Annotated in this window: 23 protein-coding genes and 1 tRNA gene; 10 read left to right on the plus strand and 14 right to left on the minus strand. The window is 68.4% G+C overall.

From position 1 onward, the window contains the following. The first annotated feature begins 55 nt into the window (after positions 1–55). A complete protein-coding gene (locus ACWJIO_RS05945; RefSeq protein ID WP_480312081.1) occupies positions 56–235 on the plus strand; it encodes a hypothetical protein in 180 nt (59 codons plus the stop codon). Between the two features lie 195 nt (positions 236–430). Further along, on the plus strand, positions 431–1,285 hold the full coding sequence (locus ACWJIO_RS05950) for an aldose epimerase family protein (protein WP_480312083.1): 855 nt from the start codon (positions 431–433) through the stop codon (positions 1,283–1,285). On the opposite strand, the gene ACWJIO_RS05955 is transcribed toward ACWJIO_RS05950, so the two are convergent. The 5 genes from ACWJIO_RS05955 to ACWJIO_RS05975 form a co-directional block, all read right to left on the minus strand. Beyond that, positions 1,264–3,036, minus strand: coding sequence for a mechanosensitive ion channel family protein (locus tag ACWJIO_RS05955; RefSeq protein WP_480312407.1), 1,773 nt, complete (start codon positions 3,034–3,036; stop codon positions 1,264–1,266). The two genes, ACWJIO_RS05950 and ACWJIO_RS05955, sit on opposite strands and share 22 nt — an antisense overlap. Before the next feature lie 66 nt (positions 3,037–3,102). Beyond that, complete coding sequence (locus tag ACWJIO_RS05960) at positions 3,103–5,343, minus strand: FAD-dependent oxidoreductase (RefSeq protein ID WP_480312084.1); 2,241 nt, start codon at positions 5,341–5,343, stop codon at positions 3,103–3,105. 76 nt (positions 5,344–5,419) lie between these two features. Further along, a complete protein-coding gene (locus ACWJIO_RS05965; RefSeq protein WP_480312085.1) occupies positions 5,420–5,713 on the minus strand; it encodes a hypothetical protein in 294 nt (97 codons plus the stop codon). 102 nt (positions 5,714–5,815) lie between these two features. Further along, on the minus strand, positions 5,816–6,847 hold the full coding sequence (locus tag ACWJIO_RS05970) for a 2-hydroxyacid dehydrogenase (RefSeq protein ID WP_480312087.1): 1,032 nt from the start codon (positions 6,845–6,847) through the stop codon (positions 5,816–5,818). A gap of 396 nt (positions 6,848–7,243) precedes the next feature. Then, positions 7,244–8,782, minus strand: a complete 1,539-nt coding sequence (locus ACWJIO_RS05975) for a class I adenylate-forming enzyme family protein (RefSeq protein WP_480312088.1) — start codon at positions 8,780–8,782, stop codon at positions 7,244–7,246. A 103-nt stretch (positions 8,783–8,885) separates the two neighbouring features. Here ACWJIO_RS05975 and ACWJIO_RS05980 point away from each other — a divergent pair, with 103 nt between their 5' ends. The 3 genes from ACWJIO_RS05980 to ACWJIO_RS05990 all read left to right on the plus strand — a co-directional run bounded on the left by ACWJIO_RS05980 (position 8,886) and on the right by ACWJIO_RS05990 (position 11,176). Continuing rightward, on the plus strand, positions 8,886–9,059 hold the full coding sequence (locus ACWJIO_RS05980) for a hypothetical protein (RefSeq protein ID WP_480312089.1): 174 nt from the start codon (positions 8,886–8,888) through the stop codon (positions 9,057–9,059). A 90-nt stretch (positions 9,060–9,149) separates the two neighbouring features. Then, entirely contained in the window at positions 9,150–9,521 is a 372-nt protein-coding gene (locus ACWJIO_RS05985) for a hypothetical protein (RefSeq protein ID WP_480312091.1), read from the plus strand. A gap of 137 nt (positions 9,522–9,658) precedes the next feature. Further along, complete coding sequence (locus ACWJIO_RS05990) at positions 9,659–11,176, plus strand: glycosyl hydrolase family 57 (protein WP_480312093.1); 1,518 nt, start codon at positions 9,659–9,661, stop codon at positions 11,174–11,176. Here the strand turns inward: ACWJIO_RS05990 and ACWJIO_RS05995 are convergent. Then, on the minus strand, positions 11,173–11,358 hold the full coding sequence (locus ACWJIO_RS05995; protein WP_480312094.1) for a hypothetical protein: 186 nt from the start codon (positions 11,356–11,358) through the stop codon (positions 11,173–11,175). The two genes, ACWJIO_RS05990 and ACWJIO_RS05995, sit on opposite strands and share 4 nt — an antisense overlap. A gap of 416 nt (positions 11,359–11,774) precedes the next feature. On the opposite strand from ACWJIO_RS05995, the gene ACWJIO_RS06000 reads away from it, so the two are divergent. After that, positions 11,775–12,992: a S8 family peptidase gene (locus ACWJIO_RS06000; RefSeq protein ID WP_480312096.1), complete on the plus strand. Its 1,218-nt coding sequence runs from the start codon at positions 11,775–11,777 to the stop codon at positions 12,990–12,992. Between the two features lie 3 nt (positions 12,993–12,995). Here the strand turns inward: ACWJIO_RS06000 and ACWJIO_RS06005 are convergent, their stop codons facing one another. After that, complete coding sequence (locus tag ACWJIO_RS06005) at positions 12,996–13,661, minus strand: SDR family oxidoreductase (protein ID WP_480312409.1); 666 nt, start codon at positions 13,659–13,661, stop codon at positions 12,996–12,998. A 170-nt stretch (positions 13,662–13,831) separates the two neighbouring features. Between ACWJIO_RS06005 and ACWJIO_RS06010 the strand changes: the two genes are divergently transcribed. Beyond that, on the plus strand, positions 13,832–14,671 hold the full coding sequence (locus ACWJIO_RS06010) for an MOSC domain-containing protein (protein WP_480312097.1): 840 nt from the start codon (positions 13,832–13,834) through the stop codon (positions 14,669–14,671). A gap of 20 nt (positions 14,672–14,691) precedes the next feature. Here ACWJIO_RS06010 and ACWJIO_RS06015 read toward each other — a convergent pair whose 3' ends face one another. Both ACWJIO_RS06015 and ACWJIO_RS06020 read right to left on the minus strand, forming a co-directional pair. After that, positions 14,692–15,387, minus strand: coding sequence for a putative 2OG-Fe(II) oxygenase (locus tag ACWJIO_RS06015; RefSeq protein ID WP_480312411.1), 696 nt, complete (start codon positions 15,385–15,387; stop codon positions 14,692–14,694). Between the two features lie 82 nt (positions 15,388–15,469). Then, positions 15,470–15,543, minus strand: a tRNA-Arg gene (locus ACWJIO_RS06020). A 92-nt stretch (positions 15,544–15,635) separates the two neighbouring features. Between ACWJIO_RS06020 and ACWJIO_RS06025 the strand changes: the two genes are divergently transcribed. Next, positions 15,636–16,556: a hypothetical protein gene (locus ACWJIO_RS06025; protein WP_480312098.1), complete on the plus strand. Its 921-nt coding sequence runs from the start codon at positions 15,636–15,638 to the stop codon at positions 16,554–16,556. A gap of 16 nt (positions 16,557–16,572) precedes the next feature. On the opposite strand, the gene ACWJIO_RS06030 is transcribed toward ACWJIO_RS06025, so the two are convergent. Then, the gene (locus tag ACWJIO_RS06030; RefSeq protein WP_480312099.1) at positions 16,573–16,815 is read right to left on the minus strand and encodes a hypothetical protein; all 243 of its coding nucleotides are present in this window, start codon (positions 16,813–16,815) and stop codon (positions 16,573–16,575) included. A 35-nt stretch (positions 16,816–16,850) separates the two neighbouring features. After that, on the minus strand, positions 16,851–17,717 hold the full coding sequence (gene rsmI / locus ACWJIO_RS06035) for a 16S rRNA (cytidine(1402)-2'-O)-methyltransferase (protein ID WP_480312100.1): 867 nt from the start codon (positions 17,715–17,717) through the stop codon (positions 16,851–16,853). 62 nt (positions 17,718–17,779) lie between these two features. On the opposite strand from rsmI, the gene ACWJIO_RS06040 reads away from it, so the two are divergent. Then, the gene (locus ACWJIO_RS06040) at positions 17,780–18,706 is read left to right on the plus strand and encodes a 3'(2'),5'-bisphosphate nucleotidase CysQ family protein (protein ID WP_480312101.1); all 927 of its coding nucleotides are present in this window, start codon (positions 17,780–17,782) and stop codon (positions 18,704–18,706) included. A gap of 48 nt (positions 18,707–18,754) precedes the next feature. After that, on the plus strand, positions 18,755–20,197 hold the full coding sequence (locus tag ACWJIO_RS06045; RefSeq protein WP_480312102.1) for a hypothetical protein: 1,443 nt from the start codon (positions 18,755–18,757) through the stop codon (positions 20,195–20,197). Positions 20,198–20,215: 18 nt separating this feature from the next. Here ACWJIO_RS06045 and ACWJIO_RS06050 read toward each other — a convergent pair whose 3' ends face one another. The 3 genes from ACWJIO_RS06050 to nth form a co-directional block, all read right to left on the minus strand. After that, entirely contained in the window at positions 20,216–22,342 is a 2,127-nt protein-coding gene (locus ACWJIO_RS06050) for a polyribonucleotide nucleotidyltransferase (protein ID WP_480312104.1), read from the minus strand. 90 nt (positions 22,343–22,432) lie between these two features. Beyond that, entirely contained in the window at positions 22,433–22,735 is a 303-nt protein-coding gene (gene rpsN, locus ACWJIO_RS06055; RefSeq protein WP_480312105.1) for a 30S ribosomal protein S14, read from the minus strand. A gap of 36 nt (positions 22,736–22,771) precedes the next feature. Next, a complete protein-coding gene (nth, locus tag ACWJIO_RS06060; protein ID WP_480312106.1) occupies positions 22,772–23,425 on the minus strand; it encodes an endonuclease III in 654 nt (217 codons plus the stop codon). Between the last annotated feature and the right edge of the window lie 3 nt (positions 23,426–23,428).

The following is a 23,428-nucleotide window of genomic DNA, read 5'->3' on the forward strand; positions in this document are numbered from 1 at the left end:
GCTTCCTGAACGTGCTGTTCATACGGTTCATGCAAGTTCCCTCACACAAGGCGCCATGACAGCCTCCCACACCAATGCTTCCGTCACCCCTCGCAGTGGTGAGCATGCCGCCGCAGGATTCCCCACTGCCGACAATGACCCAGTGGAGGCCTACTTCGAGTGCATTACCACCTGCTCGGTGGATGACGGTGAATGCGTGACCACCTGCACCGAAATCCTGCGTGAAAATAACTGAATGAATCAGCACAGCCGATTCACCAGCAACACTGATCCCCAGCAACACTGATCCACTGGGGTCAGTTGATCAGTGTTGTCTGCGGTAGTCCTGCACGGGCAGTAGTCAGATATCCATATCCTTGCGCTGGTCAGCCAGCCGATCCATCGCCTGATCAACCGGATTAAGATCCGGAACTGACTTCTGGATTGACGCTTGGCTCTCACGCAGTACTCGGAGCCCTATCCCCACTGGAAGTTCACCGATCCCTCCGGCGCCGAGCTGCTGCAGTTGGTGCCTGAGCGTGGCGGACTGGTCACGAGCTGGCGCAGTCTGGGCCGCGACTGGCTCTATTTCGATGCCGAGCGCTTCGCCGATCCGTCCTGTTCGGTGCGCGGTGGCATCCCGGTGCTGTTCCCGATCTGTGGCGGGCTGCCTGGCGATGCGCTCCTGCTGCCCCAGGGCTTGGTGCAGCTGAGCCAGCACGGGTTCGCCCGAGACCGCCCATGGCAGCTGGCCGAGCGCGCCGATGGCCAGGGGGTGAGCCTCAGCCTGGAGCACGACGCCACCACCCTGGCGGCCTTCCCCTTCCGCTTCCGGCTTCAGCTCGACTACCGCCTCGCCCCCGGGTTGCTGGAGATCACGGCCCGGGTGGAGAACCAGGGCCGCGAGCCGATGCCGTTCAGCCTCGGACTGCACCCCTACTGGGCTGTCACCAGCCTGGCGGATGTTCACCTGGAGGGCTTGCCCCAGCAGGGTTTCGACCACCTCAGCATGGCGGAGGCGTCCACCGCCGCGGCCCTGGCCCAGCTGGAGCAGGGGGTGGATCTGCTGGTGCGGCCCAGCGGGCCGGTGAGCCTGGTGGATGGGGCCACAGGCTGCAGGGTGGGCCTGCAGCCTGTGGCGCCCTGGGATCTGGCCGTGATCTGGAGCGATCCGCCCCGGCCGATGCTCTGCCTGGAGCCCTGGACAGGCCCACGCCTGTCCCTGATCAGTGGCGATCGGCTGCTGCAGGTACCCCCCGCCGATGGCCTCAGCCTGGAGTGCCGCTACGTGGTGGCGTTGTCCTGAGGGCTCCACGGCGGCGGCAGGGTGCTGGGGTTGCCGTTGCGCATGGCGTGGTAGCCGGGCGAGAGGATTTCGATCTTGGCGTCGGCGAACTGATCCTGAATGGCGCCGAGCAGCGCAGAGAGGGTTTCGCGGTATTTCTTGGAGTCGCGAATGCTGGCCGTGAGTTCGTAGCTGATGTTGAAGTCGTTGAGGCTGGTCTGCAGCACGAAGGGTTCGTCTTCACGGCTGATGCCCTCCACGCTTTTGGCGGCAGAGATCATCAGCTCGTGCACCTGGCGCCAGGGCACGTCATAGCCGATGGTCACCGTGGTGCAGATCGCCACCGGCTTGCGGATCTCACGCCTGGAGAAGCTGTAGTTCACCACCGATGAGGTGATCACAGCGGCGTTCGGGATGCTCACCAGTTCATTGCGGGGGGTGCGGATGCGGGTCACCAGCAGGGCCCGCTCCTGCACCAGCCCGATCACGCCGTTGATCTCCACCCGATCACCCTCCAGGAAAGCCCGGGTGTAGATGAGCATCAGGCCGCTGATCACGTTGGTGGCCACAGCACTGGAGCCCAGGGCGGCCAGCACACCGAACAGCAGGCCAGCGCCTTGAAACGCCCGGCTGTCGGAGCCCGGGATGTAGGGAAAGGCGAACAACAGGCCCGCCAACACGATGAAGGTGTTGGCGATCCGGCAGGTGGGAATCGCCCACTCCCGATAGAACCAGGAGATCTTCAGCCGCCCGCGCCGCAGGGCCCCGAACAGGAAGTTGCTGAGGCGCACCATCAGCGCCGTGCCTACCCCGATGAACCCGATCCACAGCAGGTTGGGCACCAGGCTGAGCACAGCCTCCACCACCTGCATGAACCAGGACAGCAGCTGACCCCGCAGGCCCGCGGCCATGGCCTGGGTGGGTGGAAAGAAGCCGAGCAGCAGGGGAATCAGCAGCCAGCTGATCAGCAGCAGCAGCCCCCAATGCACCGTGTTGAGCAGCAGCCGCGAGATCCCGATCGTCTGGGCCGGGCTGACCAGGGTCTGCTCCCCGAGCTTCAACTTGGGCGCCAACGCCACGCTGCGCCGACTCAGCCACAGCAGCAGGCGCCTGTGCAGCCGCTGCTGCCAGCGCACCCATACCAGATACACCGCCAGCACCAGCACCGCCAGCAAGGTGCCGACGATCCAGGAGCGCCGGCTGTTGCGGGTGCGGTAGTCGCGCACGGCGGCGCGGATCTGGTCGCGATAGCGCTCGGCCAACACCTGGCGGCTGACGCCCGCCTCCTTGGCGGCTCGTTCGTCCACGGCCAGGCCGGGCAGGAACTTGCCGTCAAGGGCGAGCAGCCCCACCGTGGAATAGGGGTCCTGCTCCCGCACCACGATCCGATCGGCCTGGAAGTTCGGATTGCGCACCAGGCGCTCGAGGTGACCGGTGATGCGTCGGGCCACGTCCTTGGGATTCTGAGCGCCGGCGGCACTCTCGATCTCGATCACCCTGCGGCCATCGAGCATCACCCAGGCGCCTGAATCCTCTGCCGGTTGCTTGGTGGTGTCCGGTTTCGCTGTGGTGGCTCCGGGACTGGCCAGAACCTGCTGGGCGACCATCACCGGTGGCTGCACCAGCGACTGAGCCAGCGGTGGGTGCGACAGAGCCGGCTGAGCCAGGGAGACCAGCTGCATCGGCCCCGCCACCAGGGCCACGGTCACCATCAAGGCGCTCAGCCAGCGCCAGGCCGGCCCCGGCTGCTTGAGGTAGAACCCACGCCGCATGGCCAAGGTGCTCGGTGGCTCAGGGCCCAGGTCGATTGACCATTATCCGGGCCAACAGACGCCGCTTCAAGGCGCCCCGAGCCGCCAGCGGTGGAACCGCTCCAACCAGCCCAGCAGCCGTTGCGGTGCCCGGGCTTTCTTCCAGGCCCCGGCGGCGTACTTGTTCACCTCAGCGAAGGTGGGGTAGGCGTGGATCGTGCCGAAGATCCGGCTGAGGCCGAGCCCCCAGCGCATCGCCAGCACAAACTCCGCCAGCAGCTCGCCGGCATGCTCGGCCACGATCGTGGCCCCCAGGATCGTGTCCTTGCCCGGGGCGGTGAGCACCTTCACGAAGCCCCGCTCGGCGCTCTCCACGATGGCCCGGTCGAGCTCGTGCAGGGGAACCCGCGTCACCTCCACAGGGATCTGCAGGGCCGAGGCCTCCGTTTCGGTGAGGCCCACCGTGGCCACTTCCGGATCGGTGAAGGTGGTGCGGGGGATCACCCGGTAGTCGGTCTTGAAGCGCCGCACACTGCCGAACAGGGCATTCACCGCGGCATACCAGGCCTGATGGGAGGCGGTGTGGGTGAACTGGAAGGGGCCTGCCACGTCACCGGCGGCATAGATGTTGGGGTAGAGGGTCTGGAGGTAGTCGTTGGTGGTGATCGTGTCACCGGTGGGGATGGCCAGCTCTTCGAGGCCGTAGCCCTCCAGCCGGGCCTTGCGGCCCAGGGCGCAGAGCACGGCATCACAGGCGATCGTGCTGCTGGCGCCCTCGTGCTCCACCAGCACCTGGGCAGAGGCATCGGCCGCACCTGGCGAAGCAGCGGCAAAGCCCAGCACCCTGGTCTGCAGCAGCAGTTGCACGCCGTCTGCTTCCAGGGCGCTGCGCACTTCCTCGGCGACGTCGGCATCCTCCTTGCGCAGCAACCGTTCGCCGCGGTGGATCAGGGTCACGGGCAGGCCCAGCTGGGCCAGGGCCTGGGAGAGCTCACAGCCGATCGGTCCGCCGCCCAGCACCACCAGGCGTGGCCGCTCCAGGGGGCACTGGCGCAGCCAGCTCCAGAGAGTTTCGCTGCTGAGCAGCGGCACCTGCGAGGCCCCCGGCAGGTCGGGCAGCACCGGCGCGGCGCCGGTGGCCAGCACGATCGAGCGTCCGCTGAGCCGCTGCTCCTGGCCATCCCGGCCGCGGATCGCCACGGTCCAGGGATCCACCAGGCGGGCATGGCCCTTCACCACTTCCACCCCCAGGGCCTGGTAGCGCTCCACGCTGTCGTGGGGAGCCACGGCGGCCACCTTGGCCGCCACCCGCTCCAGCACCTCCCGCACCGAGAGGCTCGGCTCCGCCGGCCTGAGGCCGTAGCGATCAGCCCGGCGCATGCGGGCCGCCAGCCGCGCCGAGGCGATCAGGGCCTTGCTGGGCACGCAGCCGGTGTTGAGGCAGTCGCCACCCATGGCCTCCGCCTCGATCAGGGTGACGCGGGCTTTCACCGTGGCGGCGATGTAGGCCGTCACCAGCCCGGCGGCACCGGCCCCGATCACGATCAGGTTGCGATCGAAGCGGCGCGGACGGCTCCAGGGCCGGTAGAGCCGCCAGATGGCCAGGCGGGCCGTGGCGGCGCGCGCCAGCCAGGGGAACAGGGCCAGCAGGGCGAACGAAATCAGCAGGGGCGGCGAGAGGATGCCGCCGAGGCCCCGCAGCTGGGCCAGCTGGGTGCCGGCGTTCACGTACACCAAGGTGCCCGGCAGCATGCCCAGCTGGCTGGTGAGGTAGTAGGCCCCGGCCCGCATGGGGGTGAGCGCCATCAGCAGGTTCACCAGGAAAAAGGGGAACACCGGCGCCAGCCGCAGGGTGAGCAGGTAGAGCACGCCGTCGCGCCGCACCCCCGCTTCGATCGGAGCGAGCTGGCGCCCGAAACGCCGCTGCACCAGATCGCGCAGCAGGGTGCGGGCCAGCAGGAAGGCCAGCAGGGCGCCGGCGCTGGAGGCGAAAGACACCAGCAGGGTGCCCAGGCCGAGGCCGAACAGGGCGCCGCCCGCCAGGGTGAGCACCGCCGCCCCCGGCAGCGACAGGGCCGTGACCACCACGTACACGGCCATGTAGGTGAGGGCGCTCTGCAGGGGCGCCTGCTGACGCCAGGCCTGCAGGGAACCCTGGGCCTGCTGCAGGGCCTCCAGCGTCAGGAAGCGCTGCAGGCCAAAGCCGAAGAACAGGGCCACCACCAGGGCGATGGCGGCCAGCAGCGAGAGCTTGCGCCAGCGGCCGCCGGACTGCTCCGGCTCAGGGGTGTCGTCGCCGGAGGGAGATCCTTCAGAAGGGGGGGTCATGGGAGCTGGCGGTCTTCCTCTCTACCTTCGGGGCGCAGGAGTGGATTCGGGGGCTGTTGGCTCCCTCGAGCTCTGCTCAGAGGCGCACCCGGGTCACTTCCGCCTGAATGGGCCGGCGCCGGGTGGCGATGTCGATCGGGCTGCGGGTGAAGATCTCCACCCTGATGCCCAGCCGGGCCACCACCACCACGGCCCGGGCCAGCAGGGCGGCACTCCCCAGCGCTGCCCCCGGCCAGAGCAGGGCGCGCAGCGGCAGGCAGGAGCTCACGGGCGTGAAACCGGCCCCCGCCAGCAGGTGGTTGAGCAGCAGGCCCAGGACGACACCGCCAACCAGTAGGGCGAGCGATCGGGGTTGGAGGAGAGCAGGCATCAGACCACGGGCCCTTGGTGGCTGCGGGGGACAGAGCCCTCAACCTATGGCTGCGGCAGGACCTGGAGGCCGATGTCTGGCAAGAGGAGCTGCGGGCAATCCCTAGGTGAGCAGGGAACCTTCCACAAAGGGCTCTCCCACCACCAGAGAGCGGAGGTTTGCGCCGGTGATGCGAGCGATGTCGTTGAGGGCTTCATGGGTCAGAAAGGCCTGGTGGGCCGTGATCAGCACATTGGGAAACGTGAGCATCCGTGCCAGCAGATCATCCTGTAACACCGTTCCGGAAAGATCCTCGAAAAACACTCCTTCTTCCTCCTCATACACATCCAGTGCCACCCCACCCAGGCGCCCTGATTTCAAGCCTTCGATCAGGGCCACGGTATCAATCAGGCCACCCCGGCTCACATTCACGAGGATCACACCGGGCTTCATGCAGTCAATGGTCTCCCGGCGAATGATGTGGTGGGTTTCGGCTGTCAGGGGAACATGGAGGGAGATCACATCGCTGAGGCTGGAGAGAGTGATCGGATCCACATAGGTGATGCCCTCTCGGGCTGCCCAGGCCGGATCGGGAAAGGGGTCGTAGGCCACAACGACCATGCCGAAGCCCCGCAGGATCCTGGCCAGGATCCGCCCGATCTTGCCCGTTCCCACAATGCCCGCCGTGCGGCCATTGAGATCAAAACCCACCAGGCCCTGCAGGGAGAAATTGTGTTCCCGCACCCGGTTGAATGAACGGTGCACCTGGCGATTGAGGGTCAGCAGCAGGGCCACGGCATGTTCGGCCACAGCATTGGGGGAGTAGACGGGCACGCGGGTCACGGCCATGCCGAGAGCGCGGGCCGCCTCGAGATCCACGTTGTTGAAGCCGGTGCAGCGCAGGGCCACCAGCTCGACACCGCGGCTGGCCAGGGATTCAAGGCAGTGCTTGTCAATCGCGTCATTGACGAACACGCACACAGCCCGCGCCCCGTCGGCGGTGCCAGCCGTGTCCACACTCAGGCGAAAGTTCAGAAAGCGCAGATCCACATCAGGGCCCGCGGCCGCCGGCAGATGCAGCAGGTCGTAGGGCTTTGTGTCATAGACCGCCACAGAGCATTGCGTCCTCTGCATGAAGGTTGTGGGGGGCGGCATGGGCATGACGTAGGCACCTTAGCCAGGTGTCGTCAGGCCACCGGCTCTGGCCCCGGCCCGTCAGGAAAGCCGGAAATGTTCAGCTCTTGATGGCGTCACGGCCGTCCCCTTCCGGCTCCGATTCCCATGACGATAAGTTTTCGTTGTCAGCCGGATTGCGTTGAGGGCGGCAGCCTATTTCCCGCAGAAATGGTTCCGCCGCAACATCCACCGAAACACAGGCTCTTCCTGAACACAGACTCTTCCTGAACGCAGACTCTTCCTGAACGCAGATGCATCCAGAACACAGATGTTTCCTGAATCCAGAGGCTTTCTGGACCGAGATGCTGCCTGAGTGGAAGGTCCACCTGGCCATGGAGCACTGAGCTGATCAACCCGTTCCCGTGGCCGCGCCCTTCACCTCGCATCGCCCTGGGCCAGCTGGCTCAGGGCGATGCGGTCGACCTTGCCGACCGGATTCAGGGGCAACGCCGCCAGAAAACGGATGTCCTCAGGGGCCTTGTAGCCCACCCGTTGCCGGGCAAAGGCGATCAGCTCGGCTGCTGCCGGGGTGCTGTGGCCCTGCCGCAGCGCCACATAGGCGCGCACGTTCTCGCCATGCAGCGGATCGCGGATGCCGATCACCCCGGCCAGCTCCACCGCCGGGTGCTCGGCCAGGGCCTCCTCCACGTCCTGGGGGCAGATGTTGGAGCCGTCGTGCACGATGATCTGCTTGCGTCGGCCGCAGAACCAGAGATTGCCGTCGCCGTCCAGGCGCATCTCATCGCCGCTGTCGAGCCAGCCGTCCTGAATGCTGTCGGCTGTGGCGGCGGGATTGGCCCAGTAGCCCGTCATCACGGACGGGGCCCGCAGCCACAGTCGGCCGGCCTCGCCCGGCTCCACCTCCTGGCCCTCGGGGTTGCGGATCGAGCCGCTCAGCCCCGGCGAGAGCGGGCCCACCGAGCCGATCCGGCCAGCCTGCGAGGGCGGCGCCAGGGTGGCGTAGGCGCACTCGGTGAGGCCGTAGCTCTCGTGGATGCAGAAGCCGGTGGCGGCCTGAAACTCCTGCTGCAGCTGGTGCGGCACCTTGTCGCCGCCGCTGATGCACAGCCGCACCGAGGCCAGATCCTGACGCTGCAGTCCGCCATCGCGCACCAGACCAAACAGGGGGGCGGGCAGCATCAGCATCACCTCGGGCCGCAGGCGCCGCAGCAGGGTTTCGACGCTGGGGCTGTCGATGGTGTTGGCGATCACGGCCCCCGCCCCCGCCCCCAGGGCACCGAGGCACAGGGCCGAAGCGGCCACATGGGCCAGGGAGCAGCCCGCCAGCACCTGCTCCCCCGGCCGCAGCTCCAGGGCCTGCGCCAGCGACGCCAGCAGCGTCCCGAGGCTGGCGCGGCTGTGGGTCACGCCCTTCGGTTTGGCGGTGCTGCCGGAGGTGAAATAGATCACGCAGGGGGCATCACCTGGCAGCTCGGGCCAGGGAGCGTCACTGCCGGGACAGCGTTCGAGCAGCGCCGCGAAACCGCACGGGTCGTCGAACTCAATGGTGCCCAGGGGCAGCTCGCCCGCCCGGGTGCTGGCCGCCACATCCGCCTGCCGCTCGCGGTGGAACACCAGGGCCGCCGCGCCGCTCACCGCCAGGGCATGGTCGATCTCGGCCGGCACATAGCGGTAGTTGAGCGGGGTGAGCACCAGGCCGCTGCGCAGCCCGGCCAGGTAGTGCACCACCAGCTCCACGCCGTTGGGCACCAGCGAGGCCAGCCGGTCGCCGGGCCCCAGGCCCAGGGCCCGGTAGGCCCGCGCCAGCTGCTCAGTGGCCCGCTCCAGCTCGGTCCAGCTCAGGCTGTGGCGCAGATCCCGCAGAGCCGGCTCGTGGGGAGCCCGCGCCAACCCGAGCGCCAGGGGGTTGTCGATGGGGACCGGCCGTGTCAGCTCGGGGCCGTGGAAGGGCATGGACTCGGCCCGGCAGGGGAGTGGCCGAGGGCTGGCCCAGGGCCGGCCCCCAGGGGGTTTTCTAGGCTGGCATTCAACTGAGCCTTTCAGAGAGTTCCTGCCGATGCCTCTGCTGCCGCGCTGGCGCTACATGACCGATGAGGCCAAGGCCCTCACCAGGAGAACGGCGGTATCGGCCCTGGTGGTGCTGGCGGTGCTGCTGGTGTTGAGACCCCTGCTGCCCTGGGTGCTGGTGGCTGTGGCTGCCTGGTGGCTCTGGAAGGCGCTGAGCCGGTAGAGCCGCGCTCAGGGTGAGCCAGTCACCTGGAAACTGGAATCAACGTGGCCGATTCATGGCCTGATCTGAGCCAAACCAGTGAACAACCAGATGCCCAATCAACACGTGCTGCTCATTGGGCTCAAGCCCGAGGTGGTGGACTTCTCCCAGTGGCCAGGCTTAAGCGCCGAAAAACTGAACGCTGGCTTCAAGGATGTTGTCAATCAGCTTCAGATGCTCGGGTTCACTCCTGAGTGGTGCTTGACAGATCTTGGCGAGACAGCAGCAGACGTGGTGAAGGAACAACTCATCAATCGTTCCTACATGGTGGTCGCTATCGGCGCCGGGCTGCGTACGGATCCCAACCTGTTGCTGCTGTTTGAAGAATTGATTAATTTGATCCATGACTATTCGCCCGATAGCAAGATCTGCTTTAATTCGAATCCTTTTGATACCACTGCAGCCGTCCAGCGCTGGGCCTAATTCAATCTTGCCGAGAGGCGTGGTCTTGTTGGTTCCCACGCCTCTGCACTCCTGAGCCGACATCTGCCTTCAGACTCAGACCGCAAGACCTGCTCAACGCCCCCGTTGGCCTGGTGATTCAGCAAGACACCACAGCCATGACCAGCCCATCCCTGCCCCCGATCGCGGGCCGAGAAGCCGAGATCCTTGCCCTGGTGCAGCAACGCGGCCCCGCTGTTCGATCTCCCCAGGGGCGGAGCCTGGAGCAGATCCGCTCCGGTTTTGCCTGTGCCCTCCACATGCACCAACCCACGATTCCAGCCGGCGTTGATGGTGCACTCATCTCCCATCTCCAGTCCATGCTGGAGCATCCGGGGGAAGGCGATAACCACAACGCAGAGCCCTTTGCCCAGTGCTACAGGCGCCTCGCTGAGATCATCCCCCAGCTGATTCAAGAAGGCTGCAATCCCCGGATCATGCTGGATTACTCCGGCAACCTGCTCTGGGGCTTTGAGCAGATGGGCCGCCGCGACATCCTCGAGGCCCTGGAACGCCTCAGCTGTGATCCCGGCCTGCAGCCCCACGTGGAATGGCTCGGCACCTTCTGGAGCCATGCCGTTGCCCCGTCCACGCCGATTCCCGACCTCAAGCTCCAGATCCTGGCCTGGCAACAGCATTTTGAAACCCTGTTTGGCGCTGAGGCCCTGCAGCGGGTGAAGGGGTTCTCGCTGCCGGAGATGCACCTGCCCAACCATCCCGACAGCCTCTATGAACTGGTGAAGGCCCTGCGGGAGTGCGGCTACACGTGGCTGCTGGTTCAGGAGCACAGCGTGGAAAACCTGGACGGCTCCAGCCTCAGCCACGGCCAGAAGTACGGCCCCAATCAGCTGGTGGCATGCAACTCCTCTGGCGCTGCGCTGTCCATCACGGTTCTGATCAAAACCCAGGGCTCCGATACCAAGCTGGTGGGGCAGATGCAGCCCTGTTATGAGGCCCTTGGGCTGGAGCCTCTCCACCTGGCGGGAACCACAATTCCCGCCCTGGTGTCCCAGATTGCCGATGGGGAGAATGGTGGCGTGATGATGAACGAGTTCCCCTCCGCCTTCATCCAGGCCCATCACAGGATTGCCGCCCAGGGCAGCGAATCGGGCCCTGGCCCGGCCACGCTGGCCATCAACGGCAGCGAATACCTCGAACTGCTGGCCGCGGCCGGGGTCAGCTCAGCGGACTACCCCAGACTCCAGGCGATCTGTCACCACAAGCTGTGGCAGGCCGTGGACGAGCGCACGGCGGGCGGACCCCCCACCCCCGAGGCCACCGAAGCCGCCATCGCCGCGCTCCTGGCCAGCGATCCCCAGTTCTCGATGGCGGGAGCCTCCTGGACCAACGATCTCAGCTGGGTGGAGGGCTACGCCAACGTGCTGGAGCCGATGCAGCGCCTCAGCGCCCGCTTCCACCAGGTGTTCGATCCCCTGGTGAAGAAGGATCCCTCCGTCACCAGCACCGCGCTCTATCAGAACGCCCTGCTGCACCTGCTGCTGCTGGAAACCAGCTGCTTCCGCTACTGGGGCCAGGGAATCTGGACCGACTACGCCCGCGAGATCCACCGGCGCGGTGAGGCCGCCCTCGATGCCGCCGCCGCCCCTGGCCTCGTGCAACACCAAGGGGCTGATTAGGAGGAAGGGGCCAGGGGCGGCCGATGGCTTTCGTCGGCACCCGGTGCCGGCGACCCCCCCGCGCTGCGCTCCAGCCTGTCCTTGCAGGTGGAGCACAGCAGCCGCCCTTTCTGTTCCCGATAGAGCCGCACCGACCGCTCGATCTGAACGCCGCAGCCCGAACAGGCGAACAGGGGGCTCATCGGCATCTCCAGGGTCGTCCTGGCTACCGGAGCCGGGGTCCAGCTGCAGTGTCATGCAGCACCGAAGGGGTGGAGCCCGGGGTAGGTCCCCCTGAAACAGATGTCCTTCAAATCCCGCTGAGACAGATGACCTGATCCAGGAAGCATGAACTCATTCAGCTCCACTAGATCCCCTTGAAGCAAGTCTCCCGATCACGATCTGAACAACTTCCCTGAGAGCACCGTTGCGGCATGGAGACCGCAGGCGGCCTGCGGGTGCCCTCGTAAAGAGTTGTTCGAGTGGTTACTGTCTTGGTCCCGCAGCCCTCCTGTGGGTGGCACAAAACGGCCCTGGCCAAGGCGTCTTGCGTCAGTTGACGGAATCCAGCTGGCATGCCTGGATGCCATCAGTGATGCAACCTTGGCGGAATAGCTTCATGAGTACGTCACAACACTTTATTCTGCTTCGGGATCTCAATCAAGGGCGCCGTTTCACCGGCCTGTCCAGCCCTTCCCTGCCCTACCCGGGCGTGCGCAGTTTTGGCCTCGAACCGGCCGCCGACCTGCCCCCCGACCCCGCGATCAGCCTGGAGACGCTCAGCCCCGCGGACCTGCGCGACGCAGCCCGCGACCCCGACGTGCTTGGCGTGGCCCGCTCCATGCCCACGCGCCTGATCTCCCCCACACCGTCGGATGCCCCCGGTGCACCCGCGGCCGCGGCCACGGGCCCCACCTGGGGCGTGCGGGCCGTGGGGGCTGACCGCAGCAGCTTCGACGGCTCAGGGGTGAGCGTGGCCATCCTCGATACGGGCATCGACCGCAACCACCCCGCCTTTGCGGGAATGGCGATCACCGAGCTGGATTTCAGTGGCGACGGCGATGGCGATGTCAACGGCCACGGCACCCACTGCGCCGGCACAGTGTTTGGCCGCGACGTGGACGGCCAGCGCATCGGTGTGGCCCGGGGCGTGAGCACGGCGCTGATCGGCAAGGTGCTGGGCGATCAGGGCGGCGGCGGTTCCGAGATGCTGTTCAACGGCATGGAGTGGGCCATCCGCAACAACGCCCAGGTGCTGTCGATGTCGCTCGGCTTTGATTTCCCCGGCCTGGCGGCCAACCTGATCAGCCAGGGCTGGCCCGAGGCCCTGGCCACCAGCGCGGCCCTGGAGGGTTACCGCATGAACCTGCGCATGTTCGATCGTCTGCTGGCCATGCTGGAAGCCCGCGCCGCCTTCAACGGCGGCACCGTGGTGGTGGCGGCCAGCGGCAACGAGTCCAGGCGGCCGCAGTTCGAGCTCTCGGCGTCGGTGCCGGCTGCGGCCCTGGGGGTGCTGTCGGTGGGCGCCCTCGGGGAGGGGCCAACCGGCTTCACGGTGGCCTCGTTCTCGAACACCAACCCGGTGCTGGCCGCTCCGGGGGTGAATGTGGTGTCCGCCGCCACGGGCGGTGGGCTCACGGCCCTCAACGGCACGAGCATGGCGGCGCCCCACGTGGCCGGCGTGGCGGCCCTGTGGTGGCAGGCGATCCGGGAGCGCGGCGTGCCGGTGAACGCCGGTGCGGTGCAGGCCCGCCTGCGGGCCATGGCCAGCCTCGATGGCCTCGCCCCGGATCAGGACGTGCTCGACCGCGGCGACGGCATGGTGCAGGCCCCGTAGGGATCACCAGGGCAACAGGCTGCCGTTGGCATGCCAGAAGCTGCCCGAATTCTCCAGGGTGAGTGCGTCGATGCGCTGCAGCAGGCCCTCCACTGCCGCCTCGGCGCTGATCCCCTGGCTGGTGAAGCCCGTCATGCGGGTGCTCACCAGGCCCGGGTGCAGGATCGCCACGGCGATGCCACGGGGCCCCAGGTCGTGGGCCAGCGACTTGCCGGCCATGCCCAGCGCCGCCTTCGACATCCGGTAGCCGTAGGAGCCGCCGGAGCTGTTGTCGGCGATCGAGCCCATGCGGCTGCTCATCAGCGCCAGCTTCGAACCCCGCTGCAGCTGGCTGAGCAGGGCCTGGGTGAGCCGCAGCGGCGCCACGGCATTGAGCTCGAACTGGCGCCGCAGGCTGGCGGGATCGAGGCGCTCCAGGCTGGTGCGCTCCAGCACACCGGCGTTGAGGATCACCACATCGAGGGGCAGGCCCTCCAGACGCCGCACCAGATCCGCCACCGCCTCCTCGACCGTGAGGTCCACCCCCGCCTCGATGCGCACGCCCAGCTGCTCCAGCTCCGGCGAGGCCGTGCGGCACACCGCGATCACGCGGTCGCCGCGGGCCTGCAGCTGGCGGCAGTAGGCCATGCCGATGCCGCGGTTGGCGCCGGTGATCAGACAGGTGGCCATGGCGGAACCCCGGCGGCGGGAGGAGGGAGATCGCCGCACCCTCTCACCTCCCCTCGCCCCAGCCAAGACCTCCCCGCTCTGCTTGGGCCCTGGCTACGCCTGGCAGTGCCGGGTGAACGGTTCATGCCGGCATCGGGGGGTTCAATGGAGCCCCCCAGCCCCTCGCAGCGATGGCCGAACGCCTGGTGGGCCACGTGGAGGCGCTGTGGCGCTACCCGCTTAAATCGATGCAGGGCGAACGCCCGGTGCAGGTGGACGTGACCGCCGGCGGCATCTGCGGTGACCGGGCCTATGCCCTCTGGGACCACGCCACCCAGCGGGTGGCCAGCGCCAAGAACCCCCTGATCTGGCAGGCCCTGCTGGGCTATCGCGCCCGCTATGGCTCACCACCGCAGCCGGGTGAGCCCCTGCCGGCGCTGGCGATTGCGCCGGAACAGCCAAGCGCTGGCGCCCCAGCGGCCGCCCCCCTGCTGAGCAGCGATCCCGGCATCGATGCCGCCCTGTCCCGGCTGCTGGGGCGGCAGGTGAGCCTGCTGCACCAGGCCCCGGCGGGGGCCAGCCTCGACCAGTACTGGCCCGATGTGCCGGAGCGGGATTTTCAGAACGTGGTGAACGAGCTGCCGCTGCCGGAGGGCACGTTCTTCGATGCCTGCCCCATCCATGCCCTCACCACCGCCACCCTGGAGCGGCTGCGGCAGCTGGAACCCCAGCTCGATTTCGCCGTGGAGCGCTTTCGCCCCAACCTGCTGATCCGCCCCTGCGGACCGGGCGAGGGGTTCGTGGAGCAGGACTGGATCGGCGCTGATCTGCGCCTGGGCCGCGGGGCCCTGTTGCGGGTGGATGGCGGCTGCCCCCGCTGCGTGGTCACCACCCTGGCCCAGGGCGGCCTGCCCCAGGAGCTCGAGATCCTGCGGGCCACGGCTCGCCACAACAAGGTGGTGGCCGGGGTTCGCCTCTCGGTGCTGGAGCCGGGGGCCGTCGCCGTGGGGGATCCGGTGCTGCTCAGCTGAGGGAGGCGTCAGCGGCAGCCTCAGCGAAAGCCCCCCGGTTTCCTGCGGCTGGTGGAGAGGGAGACATTGCCCACCGGCGCCGGCGCCGCCTTGGCCTGGGGCGGCACGGCCACCACGTTGAAGGCGAGAGACAGGCGATCCCCCTCGCCCCGGAAGGGGGCGACGGAGTGCGGTTGCCAGGCGGGGAACACGTAGAACTCGCCCGGCACCGGCACCACGTAGTGGGCCATGCCGGTGCGGAAGCTCTGGATGTGCCAGTCCTCCGGGCCGTAGAAGCAGAGCTGGCCGTCGAAGCGCTCCGCCGTGATCTGGGGGGGCACCTCCAGAAACACCACACCCGAGAAGGTGCCGCCGTGGGTGTGGGTGGGGTTGTAATCGCCGGCCCGCTGCACGTTCAGCCACACATCCACAAGCTGCAGCTGGTAGCGCCCCCGCGCCCAGGGGCCGTGGGCCTCGGGCGGCTGCTGGTCCACCACATGGCGGATCCAGCGCTCACAGGCCGGCAACAGCACCTGGGCACAGAGCTCCACCACCGGCGGATACTGGGGCCCCAGCTCCCGCTGCAGGGCCAGCTGGCCGGCCAGCTTCACCGAGGCATCCGGGGCCACGCCGGGCTCGGCCCGCACGCTGTGGGCCAGCTGCTGCAGGTCCGACAGCAGCGGGCCGGGCAACTCACCCTTGAGCAGGTGGCGGGGGAAGAGGCTCAACACCTCCATGCGGGGTTCCATGGTGCTGCGGGGCATCCCGCAGAACTCTTGCAGATCCCCCTGGGGGGGGGCGGGGCCCGAGCTGCGACAACGCCCCCTGATGGATTCGAACCATCGACCGGCTGCTTAGAAGGCAGCTGCTCTATCCAGCTGAGCTAAGGGAGCAGGTCGGCCCGGCGGGCCGGCTGGGGACATTGTGCCAGCCGCTCCCGGCAAGGCCCCTAAAGTGGTCTGCTGCTCTGGATGGACGGTGGATGGTGGCTAGCCGGCTTTCCGAGGGCCAGAAGAAGGAGATCGTGGCGCGCTACCGGGCGGGGGAGACCAGCACGGAGCTGGGCAAGCTGTTTGGCTGCAGTGCCAACACCATCAGCCGCACCCTGAAGGCGTGCCTCGATCCGGCCGAGTACGAGCAGCTCAAGCAGCGGCGCGGCAAGCAGGCCCCTGCCCAAGTGCACCAGGCGCCTGCCGCCACCGCTGCGCCCGTTCGCTGGCCGGAGAAGCCCACCGAGGGCGAAGCTTCACCAGCTGTCGAGCCCGCCGCCGCGTCCGAGTCCAAAGCCGATCCAGAGTCCGCTCCTGAGTTCGCTTCCGAGCCACAGTTCAACCCAGAACCCAGCATCTTCGATCCAGACGAAGACCCGGTGGACGGGGGTCGACGGCGGGTGTGGGCCATCGACGACGCCGACGACTTCAGCGACGATCCCGACACCGACGACACCAACGCCGACGACCAGGACGGCGACGACGACGACAGCGAGGACGACGCTGCCGAGACCTTCGTGACCGTGCCGGTGCTTGCCCTGGACCACCCGCCCGAGCCGATCACCTGCCGGCCGCTGTCAGAGGCGGAGCTGCCCAGCACCGCCTTCCTGCTGGTGGACAAGATGGTGGAGCTGCTGGCCAGGCCCCTGCGGGAGTTCACCGAGCTGGGGCCCCTCCCCCAGGAGGAGGAGGAGTTGCAGGCGGTGGGTGTGTTCGGCAACCAGCGCCAGGCCAAGCGCCACTGCGGCCGCAACCAGCGGGTGATCCCGCTGCCGAATCCCAGCCTGCTGTTGCTCACCACCCGTTACCTGAGCGCCCAGGGCATCAGCCGCGTCGTGATTGATGGCAGTCTCTACGCCCTGCCCGAGGCCGTGCCGCAGGCCCCTGCCCAGTCTGCCGGCCCTCCCGAGCCGTAACTCCCTGGCCGCGGCTCTAGCCCTCCAGCCGCTTCCCGTCTCCCCCCGGCCAGAGCAGGGCTGCGGAGCATCCACCGCTGATCACCCCGGCCACCAGGGCCAGCCCCACCAGGAAGCCGGCCGGCAGGGGGGCTGTGCTGCCCGCGCCCAGCCACAGCTTGGGGCGCTGCTCGAGGTTCTGGGCGCCCAGGCAGAGCAGCAGCAGCAGCAGAACGCCGCTGGAAAGGCTGGCCAGCACCAGGCGCAGGCGCACGAGCATGGCAGCGGAGCGCGATTGTGCAGGAGTCTGCCTGCTCAGCCGCCGCGGTGCAGCAGGGCGTAGAGATCGCGGCGGTTGTGGCCGCTGCGATCCGCCAGGGTTCGGGCCGCATCCCTGCCGCTGAGGCCGCCGGCCACCAGCGCGGCGAGCTCCTGTCGCAGGGCCTCTTCATCCCAGGCGGCTGGAGCCGCCGCCGGGGCGCCACCCAGCACGAGAGTGCACTCCCCCTGGGGAGGGGTGCGGCGGAAGTGCTCCAGGGCCGCGGTCACCGTGGGGCCCACCTGCTCCTCGTGGCGCTTGGTGAGTTCGCGAGCCACCTGCAGGGGCCGGTCTCCGACCGTGGCCAGCAGGTCTTCGAGCAGATCCAGCAGCCGGTGCGGCGCTTCGTAGAGCACCAGGGTGCGCTCGTCCTGGGCCAGCTCCTGCAGGCGTTGGCGGCGCTGGCTGGCCCTGGGCGGCAGGAAGCCCTCGAAGCAGAAGCGGCCGCAGGGCAGTCCACTGCTCACCAGGGCGGTGGTCACGGCGCTGGGGCCGGGGATGCAGATCACCGCCAGCCCGGCGGCGCGGGCGGCGGCCACCAGGAGCTCGCCGGGGTCCGAGATGCCGGGCAGGCCCGCATCGCTGATCACGGCGATGGCCTCACCGGCCTGCAGGGCGGCCAGCAGTTCGGGCAGCCGGGCGGCCTGGTTGTGCTGATGGAACGACAGCAGCCGCGGGCCGTGGTCGCGGCCGCGCAGGCCCAGCTGGTGCAGCAGCAGGCCGCTGCGGCGGGTGTCTTCGCAGGCGATGCGCTGCACCCCCGCCAGCACCTGCCGGGCCCGGGGCGAGAGGTCGCCGAGATGGCCGATCGGGGTGCCCACCAGGTAGAGCACCCCCGGCGCCGGTTCCAGATGTGGGTTCACGGGATCAGGCCGCTTCTGGGATCAGCTGGGTTCTCCTGCACAATGACCCCTGCAACTCCAGCATGATGGCTGCCACCCTCGCCCTGCCTTCAGGCATCGCCCTTGAGGAGCTGCTGGCGGTGCTGCGCCGGCTCAGCTGGGGCGCGGCCGACATCCTGAGGGCCTACGCCCGGGGCGAGCAGCCCCCTTACGGCTTTGCCGCCGCCCTCAGCGTGGACTCCGGCGGCGAGGGGCCGGTGAGTGCCGCCGACCTGGCCGTGAACCGCTGGTTGCTCGATGGCCTGGGCAGCGCCTTCCCTGACGCCGACTGGACCCTGCTCAGCGAGGAGACCGCCAGCGAGCAGCTCACCGCGGGCCAGCCCCTGGCGGCCGAGTGGATCTGGATCCTCGATCCCCTCGATGGCACCAAGGACTTTCTGCAGGGCACCGGCGAATACGCCGTGCACCTGGCCCTGGTGCGCGCTGGCGCCCCGGTGCTGGGGGTGGTGCTGCTGCCCGAGATGGAGGAGCTCTGGATCGGCGTGGTGGCCGGCGATGGCGGTGAGGCCTGGTGCGAGAACCGCAGCGGTGAGCGCAGCCCGGCCCGGCTCAGCGGGCGGCGTGAACTGGGCGAGCTGGTGCTGGTGGCCAGCCGCAACCACCGCGACCAGAGGCTGGAGCAGCTGCTGGTTGCGCTGGAGCTGGGCGACACCCAGGCGATCGGCAGCGTGGGCGGCAAGGTGGCCACCATTCTGCGGGGCGAGACCGACCTCTACATCTCGCTCTCGGGCAAGAGTGCCCCCAAGGACTGGGACATGGCCGCGCCCGAGGCGGTGCTGCGGGCGGCCGGCGGCAGCTTCAGCCATGCCGATGGCGCGCCGCTCATTTACAACAGCGGCGATGTGCGCCAGGCCGGCTGCCTGATCGCCAGCCATGGGCCCGCCCATGGCGCACTGTGTGAGCGGACTGCGGCGGCCATGGCCCGCATCGACCCCGGCTTCCCGCTCTAGGCCCCGGGGGAAGGGCACAGCTAGCGTCCAGCCAGCTGATGCGCCCGCATGATCCCTCCCGCCGATCGGGCCAGCCCGCTGCGCTGGTACCTGGTGGCACTGCTGGTGGGACTGCTGATCAGCCTGCTGGATCCAGACCCGTTTCTGAAGTTCCAGACGCAACGCCTGACGGAGGTGCTGGCGGCCTGCGGCCTGCTCGCCTGGTGTTTCCGCGGCCAGTCGCGCCACTTTTTCGACACCGCCGCCATCAGCGGCTGGTATGGCCTCGGCCTGAGCGGCCTGACCGCCATGGCCCTGCTGGGGGGGGCGGTGGGCTCCCTGCCCTGGATTTCGCTGGGCTTTCTGGGGCTGGTGCTGTTGCAGTTCGGGCTGTTGCCCCTGCTGCAGCCGGCCTGGCGAACCCACGGCGCCGACACCCTGCGGCTGCTGGCCCTGTTCACCGTGGCGGTGGTGGGCCTCGACGTGGGGTTCTGGCTCCTGAGCCATCTCAATGGCCTGGAGCCTTACAGCTGGGAGCGTCGGCTGCAGGCCGATGGTCGCCCGTTCGACATGCCGTATCTGTTTCTCAACGCCCGCTGGGCGAACCAGATCAGCGTGCTGATGCTCTGGACCTTTCTGCCCCTGCTGCAACAGCTGCAGAGCGGCCGGATCCGCCGCTGGCGGGGCTTCTGGTGGCCGCTCTGCGCCCTGGTGCCGCTGCTGTGTCTGCTGCAGATCGGCACCAGCCAGGGCGATGGAGCGATGCTGGCTGCCGCCATCGGCACCGCCATGGTGGCGCTTCTGGCCTGGCGCAGCGGCGGTGAACGGCGGCGGCTCTATGCCACGGCCCTGGTGTGGCTGCTGTTGAGCGCGGCCATTGCCGCTGGGCTCACGGTGTTGCTGGGGGGCGGCAACTTTTTTGCGGAGGTGGTGCAGCGCAACAGTGCCGAGCTGCTTGAGGGGGGCGCTGAGGCGCCGATGCGGCTGGACAATTGGATGGTGTTCGCCCGGGCCAGCCTGGGTTCACCCCTGTGGGGCGTGGGCATTCAGGCCATTCCGAGGGGAGCGACCCTCTGCGGACCCCATAACCTGCCGCTGGCCCTGCTCTATTGGGTGGGTCTGCTGGGCACGGCCGGTGCCACGCTGCTGGCCACCGGCTTTGTGCCGCGGCGCTGGAGCGGCTTCCGCCACAACGCCATGGCAGGCCCCCTGCTGGCGGCGCTGTTCAGCTATCAGCTGGTGGACGACATCTGGCTGAGGCCCCTGTCGCTGGCGTTACTGCTGGTGCTGCTGCCAGGCCTGCTGCCGGACGGGGCGGTGGATGGCTGGCCGGTGCCGGCCCGGCTGGCCCCCGTGCTGCGGCGCTTCGCCTGGTCCGGCCGTACCTATCGCCTGCTGGCCTTGATGGGGGTGCTGATGATCCTCGTGTCGGCGGTGGTGCCGGAGGGAGTGGGTTTCAAGCCGTCAGACCTGGTGAATACCGGTGCCGACGGCTGTCTGCTGTTCTTCTGAACAAGGGCCCCCGGCCCGTCAGACGGGCACCGGGGTGTCGGCCTGGGGCACACCGCGCAGGGTGAGGTTGATGCGGCCGCGGTTATCGATCTCGCGCACCCGCACGGTCACGTGATCGCCCACGTTGACCACATCCTCCACCTTCTCCACCCGCGATTCGCTGAGCTGGGAGATGTGGATCATGCCCTCCTTGCCAGGCAGGATCTGCACGAAGGCGCCGATGGGGATCACGCGGGTGACGTCACCGCTGAACACCTCCCCTTCCGAGATGCGCCGGGTGAGGCCCTCGATGATCCGCTGGGCCTCCTCGGCGGCGGCGCCGTCGTGGCTGGCAATGGTCACCACGCCACCGTCTTCGATGTCGATCTTGGTGTTGGTGCGCTCGGTGATGCCCTTGATCGTGCGGCCGCCGGGGCCGATCACGGTGCCGATCAGTTCCGGATCGATGCGGAAGCTGAGCAGGCGCGGGGCGTGGGGGCTGAGGCTCTGGTTGGGCTTGTCGATCGCCTCGAGCATCTTCTCAAGGATGTGCAGCCGGGCCGGACGGGCCTGGTTGATGGCCTCGGCCACGGTGCTCACGGCCAGGCCGGTGATCTTCATGTCCATCTGCAGGGCGGTGATGCCCTTCTCGGTGCCGGCCACCTTGAAGTCCATGTCGCCGAGGAAGTCCTCGATGCCCTGGATGTCGGTGAGGATGCGCACCTCCTCGCCCTCCTTGATCAGGCCCATGGCGGCGCCGCTCACGGGGGCCTTCAGGGGCACACCCGCATCCATCAGCGCCAGGGTGCTGCCGCACACCGAGCCCATGGAGGTGGAGCCGTTGGAGCTGAGACACTCCGACACCACGCGCAGCACGTAGGGGAAGGATTCCTTGGCGGGCAGCACCGGAATGATCGCCCGCTCCGCCAGGGCGCCGTGGCCGATCTCGCGGCGCCCCGGGGAGCGCATCGGCTTGGTTTCGCCGGTGGAGTAGGGGGGGAAGTTGTAGTGGTGCAGGTAGGTCTTCTCGGTGGACGGGTTGAGGTCGTCCATCTCCTGGGCGTCGCTGGGGGTGCCGAGGGTGGCGCAGGAGAGCACCTGGGTGAGGCCACGCTGGAACAGGGCCGAGCCGTGCACGCGCTTGGGCAGCACGCCGGCGGCCGCCTGGATCGGCCGCACCTCATCGAGGCTGCGGCCATCGACGCGCTTGCCTTCGCCCACGATCTGGGCGCGCATCAACTGCTTGGTGAGGCGCTTGTAGGCGTTGCCGAGGGCCTTGCCGCCGGAGGCCTTGCGGATCGGGTCGTCGTCACCGAGGGTGGCGATCTTCTGACCCACCTCGGCCTTGATGGCATCGAGCTTCTCGTCGCGCTCGGCCTTGCTGAGGCTGAACTGCTTGAGCAGCTCGCCGATCGGCTGGCTGCACTCCGCCGCCAGGAAGGTGGGCAGGGCGGAGTCTTCCTCCAACGGTTCGGGGAACACCTGCTCGATGCCCAGATCCTTGAGCAGGTTCTGCTGGGCCTTGATCAGTTCGCACACCGCTTCGTAGCCGAAGTCGATGGCCTCGATCACATCCTGCTCGGGCAGCTGGTTAGCGCCCGCTTCCACCATGATCACGCCCTGGGGGGTGCCGGCCACCACCAGATCCAGTTCGGAGCGCTCGGTTTCGCGGTAGGTGGGGTTGAGCACGAAGTCGTCGCCCAGCAGGCCCACCCGCACGGCGGCCATGGGGCCGTAGAAGGGGATTTTGGCCAGCAGGGTGGCCATCGAGGCGCCGGTCACGGCAAGCACATCGGGTGGCACCCGCTCATCGAGCGAGAGGCAGGTGGCCACGATCTGGAGGTCGTCGCGCATCCAGCTCGGGAACAGCGGCCGCATCGGGCGGTCGATCAGGCGGCAGATCAGGGTGGCGCGCTCGGGGGGGCGCGATTCGCGGCGCATGAAGCTGCCGGGAATGCGCCCGGCGGCGTAGAGGCGCTCCTCGTAGTCGCAGATCAGGGGGAGGAAATCGATGCCATCACGGCCTTTGGAGCGGGTGGCGGTCACCAGAACCGAAGTATCACCACACTCCACCATCACGGCACCCCCTGCCTGGGGAGCAAATCGCCCGGTGGTCAGCCGGATCTCCCGACCATCGAAGGAGATCGACTGAGTTTGTCCTTGCACTTGGCCTTATCTCTCTTTGTCAACGACCATTCTCGCATTCAGCCGTGCTGAGCTGGGGCCACGCCCCGCCAGCACGGCTGGGAGTGAGGCTCACCAGGACGACTTGACCACACCGGGCAGTTCACCCTTGTGGGCGCGGTCGCGCAGCTGGTTGCGGCAGAGGCCGAAGTCGCGGTAGACGCCGCGGGGCTTGCCGGTGGCCCAGCAGCGGTTGCGCACCCGGTTGGGGGCACTGTTGCGGGGCAGGGACTGGATCTTGCGGTGGATCTCCAGCCGCTCCATCGGATCGGCCGCGGCTTCGAAGGCGGCCTTCAGGGCAGAGCGCTTGACGGAGAAGCGCTCCACCATCTTCTTGCGCTTCACGTCGCGCGCAATCATCGACTTCTTCGCCATGCGGGCCGGAGTGGTAGCGGTCAGGGATCGTTGAGCCTACCGCGTGGCCCCTGCCCCCATCGGGCAGAGGTCGGCGATCGGGCAGCTGGGGCAGCGGGGGCTGCGGGCCGTGCAGACGGCGCGGCCATGGAAGATCAGCCGGATCGAGAGGGTCTGCCACTCGGGCTGGGGGATCAGCTTCATCAGATCCGGCTCGATGCGGCGCGGTTCGCTGTGGCGGCTGAGGCGCAGCCGCTGGGCCAGACGGCTCACGTGGGTGTCCACCGTGACGCCGGCGTTGATGCCGTAGCACCAGGCCAGCACCACCGAGGCGGTCTTGCGGGCCACGCCCGGCAACTCCAGCAGCTCCTCCATCGTGCGGGGCACGTCGCCGCCATGGCGCTCGATCAGCAGCCGCGAGGCGGCCACGATGTTCTTGGCCTTGTTGCGGAAGAACCCTGCCGAGTGCACGTAGGGCTCCACTTCGGCGGCATCCACCACGGCGGCGCTGGCGGCGTCGGGGAAGCGCTCGAACAGGGCCGGGGTGATCCGGTTCACCCGTTCATCGGTGCACTGGGCCGAGAGCATGGTGGCCACCAGCAGCTCGTAGGGCGTGCGCCAGTCGAGGGAGCAGGTGGCCTCCGGGTAGAGCGCGCCGAGGCGCTCCAGGATCTGGGGCGCCCGCTGGCGGGCGCTGGCGAGGCGCGGCATGGG

The organism is Paraciimarium castrense LEGE 11436 (genome assembly GCF_056633055.1).